The organism is Viridibacterium curvum, assembly GCF_039544165.1.
Taxonomy (GTDB): domain Bacteria; phylum Pseudomonadota; class Gammaproteobacteria; order Burkholderiales; family Rhodocyclaceae; genus Viridibacterium; species Viridibacterium curvum.
Window position 1 is genome coordinate 1230867 of record NZ_BAABLD010000008.1, and the last position, 14700, is coordinate 1245566.

General features: G+C 63.6%; 14 protein-coding genes. 6 read left to right on the forward strand and 8 right to left on the reverse strand.

Going from position 1 to position 14700, the window contains the following annotated elements; genetic code table 11:
- Nucleotides 1-124: 124 nt before the first annotated feature.
- The 4 genes from ABEA02_RS13450 to ABEA02_RS13465 form a co-directional block, all read right to left on the reverse strand.
- The gene (locus ABEA02_RS13450) at nucleotides 125-520 is read right to left on the reverse strand and encodes a tautomerase family protein (RefSeq protein WP_345533571.1); all 396 of its coding nucleotides are present in this window, start codon (nucleotides 518-520) and stop codon (nucleotides 125-127) included.
- A gap of 46 nt (nucleotides 521-566) precedes the next feature.
- A complete protein-coding gene (locus tag ABEA02_RS13455; protein ID WP_345533573.1) occupies nucleotides 567-983 on the reverse strand; it encodes a MarR family winged helix-turn-helix transcriptional regulator in 417 nt (138 codons plus the stop codon).
- A gap of 70 nt (nucleotides 984-1053) precedes the next feature.
- A complete protein-coding gene (locus ABEA02_RS13460) occupies nucleotides 1054-2256 on the reverse strand; it encodes a YbfB/YjiJ family MFS transporter (RefSeq protein WP_345533575.1) in 1203 nt (400 codons plus the stop codon).
- 136 nt (nucleotides 2257-2392) lie between these two features.
- A complete protein-coding gene (locus tag ABEA02_RS13465) occupies nucleotides 2393-3898 on the reverse strand; it encodes a pectate lyase family protein (protein WP_345533577.1) in 1506 nt (501 codons plus the stop codon).
- 710 nt (nucleotides 3899-4608) lie between these two features.
- Here ABEA02_RS13465 and ABEA02_RS13470 point away from each other — a divergent pair.
- Together ABEA02_RS13470 and ABEA02_RS13475 are read left to right on the forward strand one after the other, a co-directional pair.
- Nucleotides 4609-4947 carry a zinc ribbon domain-containing protein YjdM gene (locus ABEA02_RS13470; RefSeq protein WP_345533579.1) on the forward strand — a complete coding sequence of 113 codons (339 nt, stop codon included), beginning with the start codon at nucleotides 4609-4611 and terminating at the stop codon, nucleotides 4945-4947.
- A 95-nt stretch (nucleotides 4948-5042) separates the two neighbouring features.
- Nucleotides 5043-5804, forward strand: a complete 762-nt coding sequence (locus tag ABEA02_RS13475) for a class I SAM-dependent methyltransferase (RefSeq protein WP_345533581.1) — start codon at nucleotides 5043-5045, stop codon at nucleotides 5802-5804.
- On the opposite strand, the gene ABEA02_RS13480 is transcribed toward ABEA02_RS13475, so the two are convergent.
- Entirely contained in the window at nucleotides 5801-6262 is a 462-nt protein-coding gene (locus tag ABEA02_RS13480) for a DUF4124 domain-containing protein (RefSeq protein ID WP_345533583.1), read from the reverse strand. The two genes, ABEA02_RS13475 and ABEA02_RS13480, sit on opposite strands and share 4 nt — an antisense overlap.
- 144 nt (nucleotides 6263-6406) lie before the next feature.
- Nucleotides 6407-6832, reverse strand: a complete 426-nt coding sequence (locus ABEA02_RS13485; protein WP_345533585.1) for an organic hydroperoxide resistance protein — start codon at nucleotides 6830-6832, stop codon at nucleotides 6407-6409.
- Between the two features lie 131 nt (nucleotides 6833-6963).
- Here ABEA02_RS13485 and ABEA02_RS13490 point away from each other — a divergent pair, with 131 nt between their 5' ends.
- Nucleotides 6964-7806: an AraC family transcriptional regulator gene (locus tag ABEA02_RS13490; RefSeq protein WP_345533587.1), complete on the forward strand. Its 843-nt coding sequence runs from the start codon at nucleotides 6964-6966 to the stop codon at nucleotides 7804-7806.
- 60 nt (nucleotides 7807-7866) lie between these two features.
- Here ABEA02_RS13490 and ABEA02_RS13495 read toward each other — a convergent pair whose 3' ends face one another.
- The gene (locus ABEA02_RS13495) at nucleotides 7867-8820 is read right to left on the reverse strand and encodes a LysR family transcriptional regulator (protein WP_345533589.1); all 954 of its coding nucleotides are present in this window, start codon (nucleotides 8818-8820) and stop codon (nucleotides 7867-7869) included.
- Between the two features lie 139 nt (nucleotides 8821-8959).
- Here ABEA02_RS13495 and ABEA02_RS13500 point away from each other — a divergent pair, with 139 nt between their 5' ends.
- The 3 genes from ABEA02_RS13500 (at nucleotide 8960) to ABEA02_RS13510 (ending at nucleotide 10775) form a co-directional block, all read left to right on the forward strand.
- Entirely contained in the window at nucleotides 8960-9505 is a 546-nt protein-coding gene (locus ABEA02_RS13500; protein WP_345533591.1) for a carboxymuconolactone decarboxylase family protein, read from the forward strand.
- 173 nt (nucleotides 9506-9678) lie between these two features.
- Nucleotides 9679-10305: a pyridoxamine 5'-phosphate oxidase family protein gene (locus tag ABEA02_RS13505; protein WP_345533593.1), complete on the forward strand. Its 627-nt coding sequence runs from the start codon at nucleotides 9679-9681 to the stop codon at nucleotides 10303-10305.
- On the forward strand, nucleotides 10302-10775 hold the full coding sequence (locus ABEA02_RS13510) for a nuclear transport factor 2 family protein (protein ID WP_345533594.1): 474 nt from the start codon (nucleotides 10302-10304) through the stop codon (nucleotides 10773-10775). The genes ABEA02_RS13505 and ABEA02_RS13510 overlap by 4 nt, the downstream gene beginning before the upstream one ends.
- Nucleotides 10776-10928: 153 nt before the next feature.
- Here ABEA02_RS13510 and metH read toward each other — a convergent pair whose 3' ends face one another.
- Nucleotides 10929-14618 carry a methionine synthase gene (gene metH, locus ABEA02_RS13515; protein WP_345533595.1) on the reverse strand — a complete coding sequence of 1230 codons (3690 nt, stop codon included), beginning with the start codon at nucleotides 14616-14618 and terminating at the stop codon, nucleotides 10929-10931.
- Nucleotides 14619-14700: the final 82 nt, after the last annotated feature.

Below are 14700 nucleotides of genomic sequence, written 5' to 3' on the forward strand. Positions count from 1 at the left end.
AGAACCGCCGGCGCTAGGACTCTCTGTGATCCGGCAGGTGAGCGACCACGCTCGCCACGCGAAGACAGTTCTTCCTCAACAAACGCCGATCACTACAGGTCTGGAGAAGTGCGCTTCCGCCCTCTCAGCCTGGATGCTGATAGCGCGCCTCCTGCGTGCGGCCGCCATAGCCGTACGAAGCAGCCCGCACATCCTGCACGTGGATGTAGCTCTCTTCGTGCAGATTGCCGAGGATGGCCGCAAAACCTGCAAAGGCTTCACGGATGTACTGCGCCTTCTCGTCCTTGGTGTTGGTCTCGTCGGTGATGTGTATGTCGAAGTAGAAGCTGTTCTTGCCGTGCTCGCTGAGCGGGCGGCCAGCGATCAGCCAGTCGTCGTGAGCGACGTAGTCAATGACGATGGCCGTGACATCGCGCTTCTTGCGCAGGATGCGTGAGGTGAGGTCAAGCAGCAGATCGGCGATGCGCCGCGTGAGCTCGGGGGATTTTGTGGCGCTGACTTTTACATTGAGTATGGGCATGGCGATCTCCTTTTGATTAGCAATACAACTAAAAGCCCAAAAATTTTTACTCGAGGTTTGAGCGGATGCCTCGCAGGCCGGCAACGACTGCATCGAAGTGTTGTGCACCCAGCTCGCGCTTGAGTCGACGCGTCACCTCGCCGCTGGCAGCATTGATCGCATCACGCAGACGCACCGCCTGCGTGGTAGGAAAAATCGCCTGTTCGCGGCCATCATTCTCGGTGCTGTGGCGCTCGATGAGCCCGAGCTTCTGCAAACCGTCCAGCGTACGCGTGGCGGTGGCGCGGGCAATGGTGAGCTCGTCCGCCAGTTCGCGTTGCAGCAGGCCGGGTTTCTCCAGCACGACACGCAGCATGAAGGCCTGTGCGGGTGTCAGACCGAACGGCGCGAAAGCCTGTGTCCACAAGCGCTCAAGCAGACGTGCAAGCGCCGTGGTGTTGAAGTAGAGACATTGCTCGAACATGGACTCATGCTAGATCACGTTGATTAGCAATGCAACCATATGGGCGACAGTGCAGCGTCGCACGTTAGCTTCAGGCCTGTTGGCGGCGTTCTTCCCTTATCAGCAAGCCCAGCAAGGCCATGCCGCACAGCATGATCGCCGCCGTGGCAAACAGGGCGCCGCGGTAGCTGCCGGTAGCTGTAGCGATGTAGCCGGCCATGGCGGGGGCTACGATCTGCGCCACGCCGTAGCTCAGGGTCATGCGCGCCATGGCTTTTGCCGGATTGCCGGGAAAGCGGCGACCTATCAGCGTCAGCGTGAGGCTGACAATGCCGACGAAGGTCACGCCATACAGAGCGGCGCTCAAGAGGTTGAGCAGCGGGTCGCCGCTCAGGGCCGGCAGCAGGATGGAGATGACCTGCAGACCATAGGCCAGCAGTAGCGCCGGGCTTGGTCCCAACGCTTGCGCGACGCGATCCCAGAAGAAGCTCGACGGCGCTGCCGCGAGGCCGACGATTACCCACACCCAGCCGCCGTGGCCGGCCAGCATGGGCAATTTGACGAGGATGGTCACAATGAAGGTGGCGCTGATCACGAAGCCGAAGCCTGCGCAGAAGTACGCGCCGGTGAGTAGCCAGACCCAGCGCGGTGACGCGGCTTGCGCTGCTGTGATACGCGAATTCGTCGTGGCATGCGCGGGGGCTGGCGCGGGCAGCCACAACCAGGCCGGCACGAAGAACGCGCAACCCAGCAGACCCAGACCCAGCCACTGCTGCGCCCAGCTCAGCCAGTCCACCATGGCGGCGACCGCGAGACCCGATACGACAATGCCCAGCCCGAGCCCGGCGAAATGCAGGCCCAGCTCGGGGCGATGACCATGGCGTATCAACCAGTTCAAAGCCAGCCCGGAGGCCAGCAGCAGCCCGGCTGCGCCGGAGAGTCCGGCGAGATAACGCAGTACGGCCCACAGCACCGGCTCATCGGTCAGCCCCATTGCTGCCGTGCTGAGCACGGCGAGGACGAGTCCTGCGCGATAGAGCACGAACTTGCACCGCAGATCGCTGATTGACGCGGCCAGCAGCGCACCCGACATGTAACCGGCGTAGTTGATCGTCGCCAGCCAGCCACCCGCGAGATCCGACAGGCCGATCTGTTCGCGCATGATGGGCAGCATCGGCGTGTACGCAAAGCGCGCGAGCCCCACGCTGAGTATCAGGGCACAGATGCCGGCGATGATCACGCGGTAACGCTCGGCCGCTCCGGTGGGCGGGCGGCCGCTCTCTGTGAAATGCATCGGATTCATCTTTGTGTGAAATCAAGTGCCCGCAGTGTTTCACATGCGCCGCCCGCTGCCATCGGGGTTTGCACCTGAGAAAGAAAAAGCGCCCCGTGCGGGGCGCTTTTTTGTCACTGCTGTTGCTCCTTGGTGCTCAGTTCTGCTTCGAGCACTTGTTCGGGTTGCCGCCGGGGTCACTGCCGAACACGGCGACAGTGCAGGCGGCGCTGCCACCCACACCGACATATTTCAGCACCCACTTGCCGCTGCGACCGAAGGCGACCCAGCCGGTGCCCGAGCTGACCGAGCAGGTACCGCCGAGGTCGGCGCACTTCGAGAAGCCAGTGGGGTAGTCACCCGTGCCGGCCAGTGTCGGCGGCGTGCCACCGGCGGACGAGCTGGCTGCGCTGCTTGTAGCAGACGAGGCGGCCGAGGAGGCGACTGATGAAGCAGCAGAAGAAGCAGCCGAGGACGCAGCGGACGAAGCGACTGACGAAGCGGCGGCCGAGCTGCTGGAGCTGGTGGCAGTGCCACAGGCTGCAGCGGTCAGTTGCGCGTTGTTCTTGCCGACCCCTGCATAGCTGGCGAGCTTGTCCTTGACGCACTGGGCCGTCACCGGTTCATAGGTGTAGGGCAGGGTGAGCGGGAAGGTGGCCGTCGTGGTCCATGCCGAAGCGCTCTTGTCGCCGCTGGCAGGGGTCGACCAGGTGATGCCGTACTTCGCAAAGTCAGCTGTGCCCGTGATGTTGTTGTTGCGCAGATCCCAGAAGCCGCAATTGCTGCCACCATCGAAGAAGCAGACCACGGGATCGATGGAGTTCTGGAACCAGTTCTTCTCGACCAGCGAGTAGCCGCCCTGGCGCACGTTGATGCCCGAGGTGGTGATCTTGTCGTAGAAGTTGTTGTACATGTGGGTCCAGCCCCCGCGTTGCAGCGGCAGACGACCGTTCACGTTGTAGTAGATATTGTGGTGGAACGTGATCTTGCGACCGCCCTGGATGTCGGTGTTCGAGGAGCCATCGAGGCCGACCTTCTTGCTGTCGTGGATGTAGTTGTACGACACGGTGATGTTGTGCGACGCGCCCTTGATGTCGAGCGCGCTTTCAAAGGTCAGGTCGCCATCGGGCGAGCCATTGCACTCGTTGTTCACCGCGAAGAGTTCGTTGTGGTCGACCCACACGTTCGACGCACCATCAATGCGGATCATATCTGCGTCATTGGCGGCACCGGCGAGCGCGCCGATCTTCATGTTGCGAATGATCACGTCACTGGAGCCACCCTTGAGCACGATGCCGAAGTTGGCGGACGAACCGTTTGCGCCCTGGATCGTCAGGCCATAGGTGAAGCCGCTGACTTCCACCTTGCGGTATGTGTCGCTCCAGCGCGGGTTGGGGCAGTCGCCAGCCGAGTTCTTCGTGTGGTTGGCGACCATGGCAGCGATCAAGGAGTCTTCGTTACCCGTGTAGGTCACGACGAGGGGCAGCTTGGCTGTCTTGGCTTCGGCAATCGCATCGATGATGTCTTGCAGGGATGTGGCTGTACGTGCCAGCGCGCCAGTCTTGTTGCCACCATCGGCTGTCGAGAATCCGCCAGTCGTGCCCGCCATGGCCGTGCTGCCGAAGGCGAGGGAGAGACCCAGTGCCAGCGTGGTTTTCTGCATTGCTTTCATTCCTTGTCCCCTGAAGAGTCGAGAGTTTGTTTCTGTCTGCTTAGGCTGCTCGCCGATCCGTGTCGGCCTTGGCGATAGGTGCATTGTCGGTGAGGCGGATAAATTAACAACGTCAAAACTAATAAAAACAACAAATCCGTCACAGGGGCCGAAGTTACTGCCCCGCGAGATCTGCGGATCAAAAATAAACCGGAAAAACAATGGGTTAAAGATTCAGCAGGCTTGCCGAATCATCAGGCGGATGATCCTGATCTGTCTGCTTACGGCGCGTTTTCCGGGGTTTGCAGGGTGAGCTGAGCTCCATGGCGACACACCCCGGTCAGCCAGATGGGGTGCGGTTTGCACCCGTTGCAGAACATCAGAACCCGCGTCAAAACGGTGCTGGAAGTGATGTCGCGGTATGTGCGGGAGAACGAAGGATCGGGAATAAGTCACAGATGGCGACAGGTTTCCGCCGTCCGGAGTGCGGAGTCGAGCCGAGGCGCGCACCTTGCCGCTCAGCGCCTGGTGTTGGTCGAATCCGGGATATAAATCCCCTCTCCCGTCACGCCAGTGATGCCTGCCGTCTTGCTCGCCTCGCCACAGATCGGGGCTTCTGTTGTGGGTCGCTGGCGCCTTCCGGTTTGACCACTTCGGCATGGCAGACCATGCGATGCGCCTATACTGCGAGCCCTCTGAACCATCCGCAAAGCGTTCCCGCCATGTCTGCCATTCCCGCCTGCCCCGTCTGTTCAATGGAAAACACTTACCCCGACGGTGACAACTTCATCTGCGCAGATTGCGGACATGAATGGCCGCAGCAAGCGGCTGTTGCCGAGGAATCAGGTCGCATCGTGCGTGATGCCAATGGCACCGTCCTGCAGGACGGCGATTCCGTCGTGCTGATCAAGGACCTCAAAGTGAAGGGCTCTTCGATCACGCTCAAGCAAGGCAGCAAGGTCAAGAGCATCCGCCTCGTTGGCGAGGGCGATCACGAAGTCGACTGCAAGCTCGACGAGGGCAAGTTCATGCTCAAGGCCTGTTTTCTCAAGAAGGTCTGAGCGGCTGGCGCGGCGTGCAGGCGCCGCACTGATGCGATACTGCCGGCTCTTGCCCTGCCCAACGCCACCCGCACAGGGTGAACACAGGTCCATCGATGCGCAATCCGCGAGACGCCGCTGCCAGAAACATCGTCGAAGACAATCGAAGGTTCTACGAATCGTTGTGGTCGGGTGCACGCCTTGTGCGGCCTCAACGCTTCAACACCTGGCCGCTTGTCAGTCGCCTGCTCGCGCCGCAGCAGTGCCGGGTCGAGGTGGCCCCCGGCTTGCGTCCGCGCCTGCCACTGGAAGACACCTTGTTCATCGACATCAGCCATGCGGCGCTTGCTTCGCTGAAGGCCGTCGGCGCGCGCGTTGCGCAAGGCCAGATAGGCAGTCTGCCGCTGGCGTCGGGCTCTGCCGATTTTCTGTGTGCCTTTGACGTGATCGAACACGTCGAAGACGAAGATGGCTCGCTCGCCGAACTGGCGCGCGTTACCCGCCCCGGTGCGGTCATGCTGGCCTCGGTGCCGCTGCACCCGGAACGCTGGAACGCCTTTGACGAATTCGTGGGGCACCACCGCCGCTACGAGCCGGAGCGCTTGCTCGCCAAACTCGACGAGCACGGATTCGTGGTGGAACAAAGCGCGATCTACGGCCTGCAGGCCAAGTCTTCACGCGTGCTCGAAGCGGGCATGTGGTGGCTGACGCATCAGCGCGAGCGCGCCATGTGGTGGTACAACCTCTTCATGCCACTGAGCCTCTCGCGCCAACCCAAACTGGTGCTGGAGCCGGGCATGATCGATGGTGTTGGCGTGGATGAAGTGCTGCTGGTCTGCCGGCGTCGCGCTGCTGCGACACACGGCAACACGCCCTAGCGGCACTCCTCGGCCACGGTGCGCTCTGCCGCCGCAATCATCGATGCGCGCTGCCCGTCTTCGTAGTATTGCCGGTTGCCATCCTTGTCGCGCGTGAACATCGGTCGGTCGATCTTCAGGAATTCCAGGCGGCGGCGTGCGTTATCGCAGCGCACCGACTTGTTGTATGCCGCAGTCTTCTCGTTCTGCTCGCGAGCCTTCTGTTCCAGGCGCTGGCTTTGCACATCGCGCCACTGTTCTTCGGCGGTTTTTTTCGGCGTCGACTCGTTGCCGCTCGCGGCTGCGCCTTTCGCCGGGGCGGCAGGCAGGTTGATTGTGCTGCCGGAGGCGGCGTCAGAGCAGGGCTGATCCTGAAAGCTCACGCGGCCATTCGCCTGTTTGCACTTGTAGGCTTGAGAATGGGCTTGCGGGCCGGCAATCGACATCACGAGCAGTCCGCAGACAAGAAGGGCTTTCACGTCACACTCCCTGAGAACGATGAGGGCATAAAGTTTGGCAAGCATGCCATGACGGGCAGCATTGTGGCCTGACGCACTTGCCCCGGTGTGACTCGCGAGGGTGGGGCCGCGCGACCACGCCGCCCCCTGGTTGCGGCGCTTCGCTTATGCCAGCACCAGCGTCACATCGATGTTGCCGCGCGTGGCGTTGGAATAGGGGCACACGATGTGCGCCTTGTCGATCAATGCCTGGGCTTCGTCACGCGGCACGCCGGGCAGGCTGATGGTCAGCTCGGCCTGGATGCCGAAGCCTGTCGGGATCGGGCCAATGCCCACCTTGCCCGTGATCTGCGCATCAGCCGGAATCGCAACCTTGGCCTGCGCCGCGACGAACTTCAGCGCACCCAGGAAGCAGGCCGAATAGCCGGCAGCGAAAAGCTGTTCCGGGTTCGTGCCCGGGCCACCGGCGCCGCCCAGCTCGCGCGGCGTCGAGAGCTGCACATTCAGGACTTCGTCCGACGAGACGGCGCGGCCCTCGCGGCCTCCGGTAGCGGTAGCTTCAGCGGTGTAGAGCACTTTTTCGAGCGACATGGCAAAACTCCTTGTGATGGTTTCGGCGGCGGGTGCCGCGCGATGTCGTCACTGTGCCGCAAGAGTTGATACGATCTGCTACAAATAGTCTTGAATACTTGATTGAACGTATCAGCTCCGAAAGCGTGCCCATGGCCGACCGACTCGCCGCCCTGCTCGAACACTTCGCCGTCACCGCCCGCGTCTTCCACACCGGCACTCTCTGCGGCATTCACGATCTGCCCGCCGCAGCGGAGGGCGCCGAAGGCGCGGGCCAGCTCCACCTCGTGCGGCGCGGCCCACTCGAAGTCCGGCACGGCGGCACGACGGCCGCGCGCATCGCGGCGCCCAGCCTGCTGCTCTACCCGCGCCCCTTCGCACATCGCTTCGTGAGCGATGCGCAGCAGGGCGCCGATCTCGCCTGCGCCAACCTGCACTTTGCCGGTGGCGCGGCCAACCCTCTGGCCGCTGCCTTGCCCGCCTTCGTGTGCCTGCCGCTCGACGCGCTGCCCGGCAGCGCTGCCGTGCTCGACCTGCTGTTCGCCGAGGCCTTTGCCCAGCACTGCGGCCGCGTTGCCATGCTCAACAACCTCTTCCAGATCGTGCTCATCCAGGTGCTGCGCACGCTCATGGAATCGGGCCAGGTCGAGCTGGGCATGCTCGCGGGGCTCGGGGACGCGCGCTTGCGCCATGCGCTCATCGCCATGCACGAGCAACCCGCGCGGGACTGGCATCTGGACGAGCTCGCGCAGCTTGCCGGCATGTCGCGCAGCGTCTTCGCCAACAACTTCCGCCAACGCGTCGGCAGCACGCCGGGCGCCTACCTGCAGCGCTGGCGCGTCAGCCTCGCCCAGCGCGCGTTGCAGCAAGGCGTCCCCTTGAAACGCGTCGCCATCGAAGTGGGCTATGGCAGCGAGGCGGCGCTGTCGCGCGCGTTCAAGGCTTGTACAGGCGCGTCGCCGCGCGAGTGGCTGCGGGAAACGACGCAGCCCTGAGGCCGACGACAGCCGCAGCGGGACAGGCAGACGTGGTGCGCCAGCCGCCAAGGCCGGGCATCAGTCCATGTTCGCGATGGGCATGGACACCTGGCCGGGAACGCCCGCGGCCGGCGACTGCAACGAGCCCTCGGCGCGCAAATGCGCGACCAGCAGGTCGACCAGTGCGCGCACCTTGGCGGAGGCCTGCCGTCCCTCGCGGTGGATGACATGAATGGGCATGGGCGGCGGCTCGTAGTCGGCCAGCAACACCTGCAGGCTGCCCGCCGCGAGATGCTCGGCGACCTGGTAGGAGAGCAGTCGCGCAATGCCTGCGCCGCGCGCAATGGCGGCGATGGCGGCGTCGTTGTTCGTCACCGTGAGGCGCGGGCGGATGCGCACGGCATGCGCTTCACCCTCGCGCTCGAAGCGCCATTCCACCATCGGGCTCACGCTGGTCGCGGCGATGATCTGGTGATGCGCGAGTTGTTCGGGAGTGGTCGGCGCGCCATGGCGCGCGATGTAGTCCGGCGACGCGCACAGCACGCGCCGGATCTGCCCCACGCGCAGGGCCTTGAAGCTGGCGTCCGGCAGTTCGCCGATGCGTACGCCCACGTCCACGCCTTCTTCCACCAGATTCACCACGCGGTCCAGCAGCAGGGCCGACACTTCGGTCTCGGGATAGCGGGCGAGGTAGTCGACCACGCAGGGCATTACATGTAGCCGGCCGAATGAAACCGGCGCCGTCAGCGTCACATGGCCGCGCGGGGCGGCATTGATGCCAGCCGCCGCTTCGTCCGCTTCATCCGCTGCAGCGATCACGCGGCGCGCGTCGTCGAGGTAACGCTGTCCGGCCTCGGTCACCCGCACGTAGCGCGTGGTGCGGTTGAGCAGCTTCACGCCCAGGTGCGCTTCGAGGCTGGCCACGGCGCGCGTCACGGCCGGCGGCGACATGGCCAGACGCCGCGCAGCGCCGGCAAAGCTCTCTTCTTCGGCGACAGCGACAAACACCGACATGACCAGCAGGCGATCCATGGCGCGAATCCGGTATTCCGAAAAGAGGAATTAAGAATTGCATTGTATGGATATTCTTCAACGAAGTGGAACTTGGAAGAATGCGCTCCATCCGCTGCACATGGTGTGCAACGGCCCCGCAAACCCAAGGAGATCCACCATGTCCCGCATCAGCATCCCCACCGTCGAACAATCCGTCGCCGCATCCCGCCCCCTGCTGGACGCCGTCCACAATCAACTGGGCGTCGTGCCCAACCTGATGAAGCTGGTCGGCCACAGCCCGGCCGCGCTGGAAGGCTATCTCTCGCTCAACGGCGCACTCGCCAAGGGTCAGCTGCCCGTGCAACTGCGCGAACGCATCGCCCTGGCGATTGCCGAGTACAACGGCTGCGACTACTGCCTCTCGGCGCACAGCTACCTCGCCGCCAATCTCGCCAAGATCGACGCGGCCGAGATCAACGCAGCGCGTGACGCGCATTCCAGTGATGCCAAGACTGCTGCCGCACTGAAGTTTGCCCGCCGTGTGGCCGCCGAGCGTGGTCGCGTCGTCGATGCAGACCTCGCCAGCCTGCGTGCTGCCGGTTTCGGCGAAGCAGAGGTCGTCGAGATCGTGCTCAACGTCGCGCTCAACGTGCTCACCAACTACATCAACAACGTGGCGCAGACCGACGTGGATTTCCCCCTCGTCTCGCACAAGTCCGTCTGAGCACGACCAGTCCCGGCCTGAGGCTCGTCATTCCCGCGAAGGCGGGAATCCAGCGACGTTGAAAGACACTGGGTTCCCGCCTTCGCGGGAACGACGAAACGTGATGCCATTCACCTGACTGAACGGTATTGCAAGCTCAGGCCGTGGTGCTTTATCAACAGAAAGGAATCACCATGGCGCGCGCCTTTGCAGACATCAGCTTCACCGATAGCGTGCGCGCGGCGCAGACGCGTTATGGCAGCCGCGCGCACATGGAGGGCTTCGAACGTGCCTCTGACCCGCGCAACACGCTGCGCGAAGCCGACATCGCCTTCATCACCTCACGCGACAGCTTCTATCAGGCCAGCGTGGGCGAGAACGGCTGGCCCTACGTGCAGCACCGCGGCGGGCCGGCCGGTTTCCTGCGCGTGCTCGATGCTCGCACCATCGGCTATGCGGACTTTCGCGGCAACGCGCAGTACATCAGCGTGGGCAACGTCAATGCCGACGAGCGCGTCTCGCTGATCCTCATGGACTACCCGCGCCAGCGCCGCCTCAAGCTGTGGGGCAGGGCGCGCATCGTGCATGCCGACGATGCGCCGGACGTGATGGCGCAACTGGCCTTGCCTGCCTACCCGGCCGAAGTCGAGCGCGGCGTACTCATCCACATCGACGCCATCGAATGGAACTGCCCGCAGCACATCACGCCGCGCTACACCGAAGCTGAACTCAAACCCATGCTCGCGCCTTTGCTTGAAGAGTTGCAGCAACTGCGCGCGCAAGTCGCCCAGCTTCAATCCACACAGGACCCGAAACCATGAACGCCACCGCCCGCCCACCGCTGCCGCCCTTCACCGAAGAGACTGCGCGCCAGAAAGTGCGCCTCGCCGAAGATGCCTGGAACAGTCGCGATCCCGCACGCGTGGCACTTGCCTATACGCCCGAAAGTCAGTGGCGCAACCGCAGCGAGTTTCCGCGCGGCCGCGCCGAGATTGAGGCCTTTCTCACACGCAAGTGGGCGCGCGAGCACGAGTACCGCCTCATCAAGGAACTGTGGGCCTTCACCGGTAACCGGATCGCCGTGCGCTTCGCCTACGAGTGGCACGACGAAGCGGGTCAGTGGTTCCGCTCCTGCGGCAACGAAAACTGGGAGTTCGACGTACACGGCTTGATGGCAAGGCGTTACGCCAGCATCAACGACCTGCCCATTGCCGAGGGCGAGCGCAGGTTCCATTGGCCTCAGGGGCGCCGTCCTGATGACCATCCGGGGCTTGGCGAACTGGGGCTCTAGACCTGACGCAGACGGGGCGACCCTGAGCCGGCGGGGCGCAGGGCGGGCAGGCCGCGTAGAAGAGGCTTGACCGGGATAACAGTATCTACGAATATCCGCACGCAATGTGAAACGGGCCGCGATTGCGGCCCGTTTTGATTCATACCATCAGCATCACAACAACGGCGCCAACCACCGCTTAGCCTCCGCCTCACTGAACCCCGCCCGCAACGCCCAATCCTTCATCTGATCCTCAGCAATCTTGCTCACCGCAAAGTAATGCGCTTCAGGATGGGCGAGGTAGAAGCCCGAAACAGCCGCCGCCGGGTTCATGGCGAAGGTCTCGGTGAGTTCCAGGCCGATGGCTTCGGTCGGGTTGATGAGGCGGAACAATTCGCCCTTTGCCGTGTGGTCCGGGCAGGCCGGGTAGCCGGGGGCGGGGCGGATGCCTTGGTACTTCTCGGCGATCATCTCGTCGTTGCTCAGTGCTTCGTCGGGCACATACGCCCAGTATTCCTTGCGCACGCGCTGATGCAGCCATTCGGCAGCGGCTTCGGCGAAGCGGTCGGCGATGGCCTTGAGCATGATGGCGTGATAGTCGTCGTGCTGGGCTTCGTACTCGGCGACGCGCTTTTCCAGATTACGGCCAGCGCTCACGGCGAAGGCGCCGATCCAGTCGGGTGTGCCGCTGTCGGCATCAGCGATGAAGTCGGACAGGCAATAGTTGGGCTTGCCCTCGGGGCGTTCGTGTTGCTGACGCAGGCCGTGCCATTGCGCGACGACTTCGCTGCGTGACTCGTCACCGTAGATGAGCACGCTGTCGTTCTTCGTCGCGGCGGGGAAGAGGCCGAAGACGGCGTGCACTTCGATCCAGCGCTGGTCGATGGCCTGTTTGAGCATCTTCTGCGCGTCGTTGAAGACGTTGGTCGCGGTCTCGCCCACGACCTTGTCGGTCAGGATCGCCGGGTAGGGGCCGGCGAGGTCCCAGGTCTGGAAGAAGGGGCCCCAGTCGATGTACTCGGCGAGCGTCGCCAGATCGATATTGCGCAGGCGCTGGATGCCGGGGCGCGAAGGCTTGGCGGGCACGTACGCTGGGTCGTTGTTCCATTTGAAGCGATTCGCACGCGCGGCTTCCAGGCTGATGAGCTTCACGCCAGCCTTGGCCGCGTGCTGCTGGCGCACCTTCTCGTAGTCGGCCGCGATCTCGGCGACGAAGCTGGCACGGCCGTCGATGGACAGCAGGCTCGTGACGACACCCACGGCGCGTGAGGCGTCGGGCACGTACACAATCGGCTGCTCGTAGTGCGGCGCGATCTTGATGGCCGTGTGCGCGCGGCTGGTGGTGGCGCCACCGATCAGCAGCGGAATGTCGAAGCCCTGGCGCTGCATCTCGCTGGCCACGAAGCTCATCTCTTCGAGCGAAGGCGTGATGAGGCCCGACAGGCCGATGACCTGTGCGCCATGCTCCTTGGCGGCGTGCAGGATCTTCTCGGTCGGCACCATCACGCCGAGGTCGATGACTTCGTAGCCGTTGCAGCTGAGCACCACGCCGACGATGTTCTTGCCGATGTCGTGCACGTCGCCCTTCACCGTGGCCATGATGATCTTGCCCTTGCCGGCGGCACCCGTGCGCTTCTTCTCTTCCTCGATGTAGGGGATGAGATGCGCGACAGCGGACTTCATGACGCGGGCGGATTTGACCACCTGCGGCAGGAACATCTTGCCTGCGCCGAACAGGTCGCCGACGACGGCCATGCCGTCCATCAGCGGGCCTTCGATCACGGCGAGTGGCGGCTTGCCTTCAGCGAACAGTTTTGCGCGCACTTCTTCGGTGTCTTCGACGACGAATTGCGTGATGCCCTTGACCAGCGCGTGCGACAGGCGCTCTTCAACTGGCCACTCGCGCCAGGCGAGGTCCTGCACGTTTTCCTTGGCCTGCCCTTTGACGGTCTGTGCGAACTCGACGAGGCGTTCGCCGGCGTCGGGGTGACGATTCAATACAACGTCTTCCACCTTCTCGCGCAGCTCGGGCGCGAGGTCGTCGTACACGCCCAGCTGACCGGCGTTGACGATGCCCATGGTCAGCCCCGCCTTGATGGCGTGGTAGAGGAATACGGTGTGGATCGCTTCGCGCACCGGGTCGTTGCCACGGAAGCTGAAGCTCACGTTGCTCACGCCGCCGCTGGTCTTGGCGTACGGCAGGTTCTGGTGAATCCAGCGCACGGCTTCGATGAAGTCTACGGCGTAGTTATTGTGCTCTTCGATGCCGGTGGCGATCGCGAAGATGTTCGCGTCGAAGATGATGTCTTCGGGCGGGAAGCCAATCGTCATCAGCAGGTCGTAGGCGCGCTTGCAGATCTCGATCTTGCGCTCGTACGTATCCGCCTGGCCCTTCTCGTCGAAGGCCATCACCACGGCGGCGGCGCCGTAACGCATGCAGAGTTTGGCGTGATGCAGGAACGCGGCTTCGCCTTCCTTCATCGAGATGGAATTGACGATGCCCTTGCCCTGGATGCATTGCAGGCCGACTTCGATGACCTCCCACTTGGAGGAGTCGATCATGATCGGCACCTTGCTGATGTCCGGCTCGGAGGCGATGAGCTTCAAGAGGCGCTCCATCGCGGCCTTCGAATCGAGCATGGCTTCGTCCATGTTGATGTCGATGACCTGCGCGCCGTTCTCGACCTGCTGGCGGGCGACGGCGAGTGCGTCGTCGAAGCGGCCTTCGAGAATCATGCGCGCGAAGGCCTTGGAGCCGGTGACGTTGTTGCGCTCGCCGACGTTCACGAACAGGCTGTCCTTGCCGATCGTGAAGGGCTCCAGGCCCGAGAGGCGCTGGCGCACTTCGATGTCGGGAATGATGCGCGGCTTGATGTTCGCCACCACCTCGGCAACCGCCTTGATGTGCGCGGGCGTGGTGCCGCAGCAGCCACCGACGATATTGAGGAAGCCGGACTCGGCCCACTCCTTGATGTCGCCCGCGAGCTGTTCCGGCGTTTCGTCGTAGCCGGTCGGTGCGAGCGGATTGGGCAGACCCGCGTTCGGGTGCGCCGAGATGAAGGTGTTCGCGATGCCGGAAATCTCGGCGACGTACTGGCGCAGTTCCTTGGCGCCGAGCGCGCAGTTGAGGCCGAAGCTGATCGGCTTGGCGTGGGCGAGCGAGTTCCAGAAAGCGGTGGCGGTCTGACCGGACAAGGTGCGGCCCGAAGCATCGGTAATGGTGCCGGAGATCATGATCGGCAGCGTGCGGCCGAGATCCTCGAACAGCTTCTGCACGGCATACACGGCGACCTTGGCGTTGAGCGTGTCGAAAACCGTCTCGATCAGCAGGAGGTCCGCGCCGCCTTCCATGAGGCCTTTCGCGGATTGGTAGTAGTCCTCGGCGAGTGCGTCGAAGCTGATGTTGCGAAAGCCCGGGTCGTTGACGTCGGGCGAGATCGACAGGGTGCGCGAGGTCGGGCCGATGACGCCGGCGCAGAAGCGCGGCTTGGCGGGGTTCCTCGCGGTGTATTTGTCGCAGAGCTGGCGCACCAGGCGCGCGCCTTCGACGTTCAGTTCATACGCGAGGTCTTCAAGGCCGTACTCGGCCTGCGAGACGCGCGTGGCGTTGAAGGTGTTGGTCTCGATGATGTCGGCGCCGGCATCGAGGTACTGGCTGTGCACTTCGGCGATGACCTCGGGCTTGGTGAGTACCAGCAGGTCGTTGTTGCCCTTGAGGTCGCGCGGGAAGTCGGCAAACCGTGTGCCGCGATAGTCCGCTTCGGTCAGCTTGTACTGCTGGATCATGGTGCCCATGCCGCCATCGAGTATGAGGATGCGGTTCTGGAGCAGGGCGGTGATTTCGGCGGTGCGGTCGGCTTGCATGGTTCTCTTTCAGTACGGGCGGGCAGCGCGTTGAATGGAGAACGTGAGCGTCATGCCCGCGAAGGCCGGGAGTCCAGCGACT

What these genes read in the sequence shown, in the direction of transcription:
- ABEA02_RS13450 (WP_345533571.1), bottom strand. Translation starts at nt 520, where the DNA reads ATGCCCATACTCAATGTAAAAGTCAGCGCCACAAAATCCCCCGAGCTC.
- ABEA02_RS13455 (WP_345533573.1), bottom strand. Translation starts at nt 983, where the DNA reads ATGTTCGAGCAATGTCTCTACTTCAACACCACGGCGCTTGCACGTCTG.
- ABEA02_RS13460 (WP_345533575.1), bottom strand. Translation starts at nt 2,256, where the DNA reads ATGCATTTCACAGAGAGCGGCCGCCCGCCCACCGGAGCGGCCGAGCGT.
- ABEA02_RS13465 (WP_345533577.1), bottom strand. Translation starts at nt 3,898, where the DNA reads ATGCAGAAAACCACGCTGGCACTGGGTCTCTCCCTCGCCTTCGGCAGC.
- ABEA02_RS13470 (WP_345533579.1), top strand. Translation starts at nt 4,609, where the DNA reads ATGTCTGCCATTCCCGCCTGCCCCGTCTGTTCAATGGAAAACACTTAC.
- ABEA02_RS13475 (WP_345533581.1), top strand. Translation starts at nt 5,043, where the DNA reads ATGCGCAATCCGCGAGACGCCGCTGCCAGAAACATCGTCGAAGACAAT.
- ABEA02_RS13485 (WP_345533585.1), bottom strand. Translation starts at nt 6,832, where the DNA reads ATGTCGCTCGAAAAAGTGCTCTACACCGCTGAAGCTACCGCTACCGGA.
- ABEA02_RS13490 (WP_345533587.1), top strand. Translation starts at nt 6,964, where the DNA reads ATGGCCGACCGACTCGCCGCCCTGCTCGAACACTTCGCCGTCACCGCC.
- ABEA02_RS13495 (WP_345533589.1), bottom strand. Translation starts at nt 8,820, where the DNA reads ATGGATCGCCTGCTGGTCATGTCGGTGTTTGTCGCTGTCGCCGAAGAA.
- ABEA02_RS13500 (WP_345533591.1), top strand. Translation starts at nt 8,960, where the DNA reads ATGTCCCGCATCAGCATCCCCACCGTCGAACAATCCGTCGCCGCATCC.
- ABEA02_RS13505 (WP_345533593.1), top strand. Translation starts at nt 9,679, where the DNA reads ATGGCGCGCGCCTTTGCAGACATCAGCTTCACCGATAGCGTGCGCGCG.
- ABEA02_RS13510 (WP_345533594.1), top strand. Translation starts at nt 10,302, where the DNA reads ATGAACGCCACCGCCCGCCCACCGCTGCCGCCCTTCACCGAAGAGACT.
- metH (WP_345533595.1), bottom strand. Translation starts at nt 14,618, where the DNA reads ATGCAAGCCGACCGCACCGCCGAAATCACCGCCCTGCTCCAGAACCGC.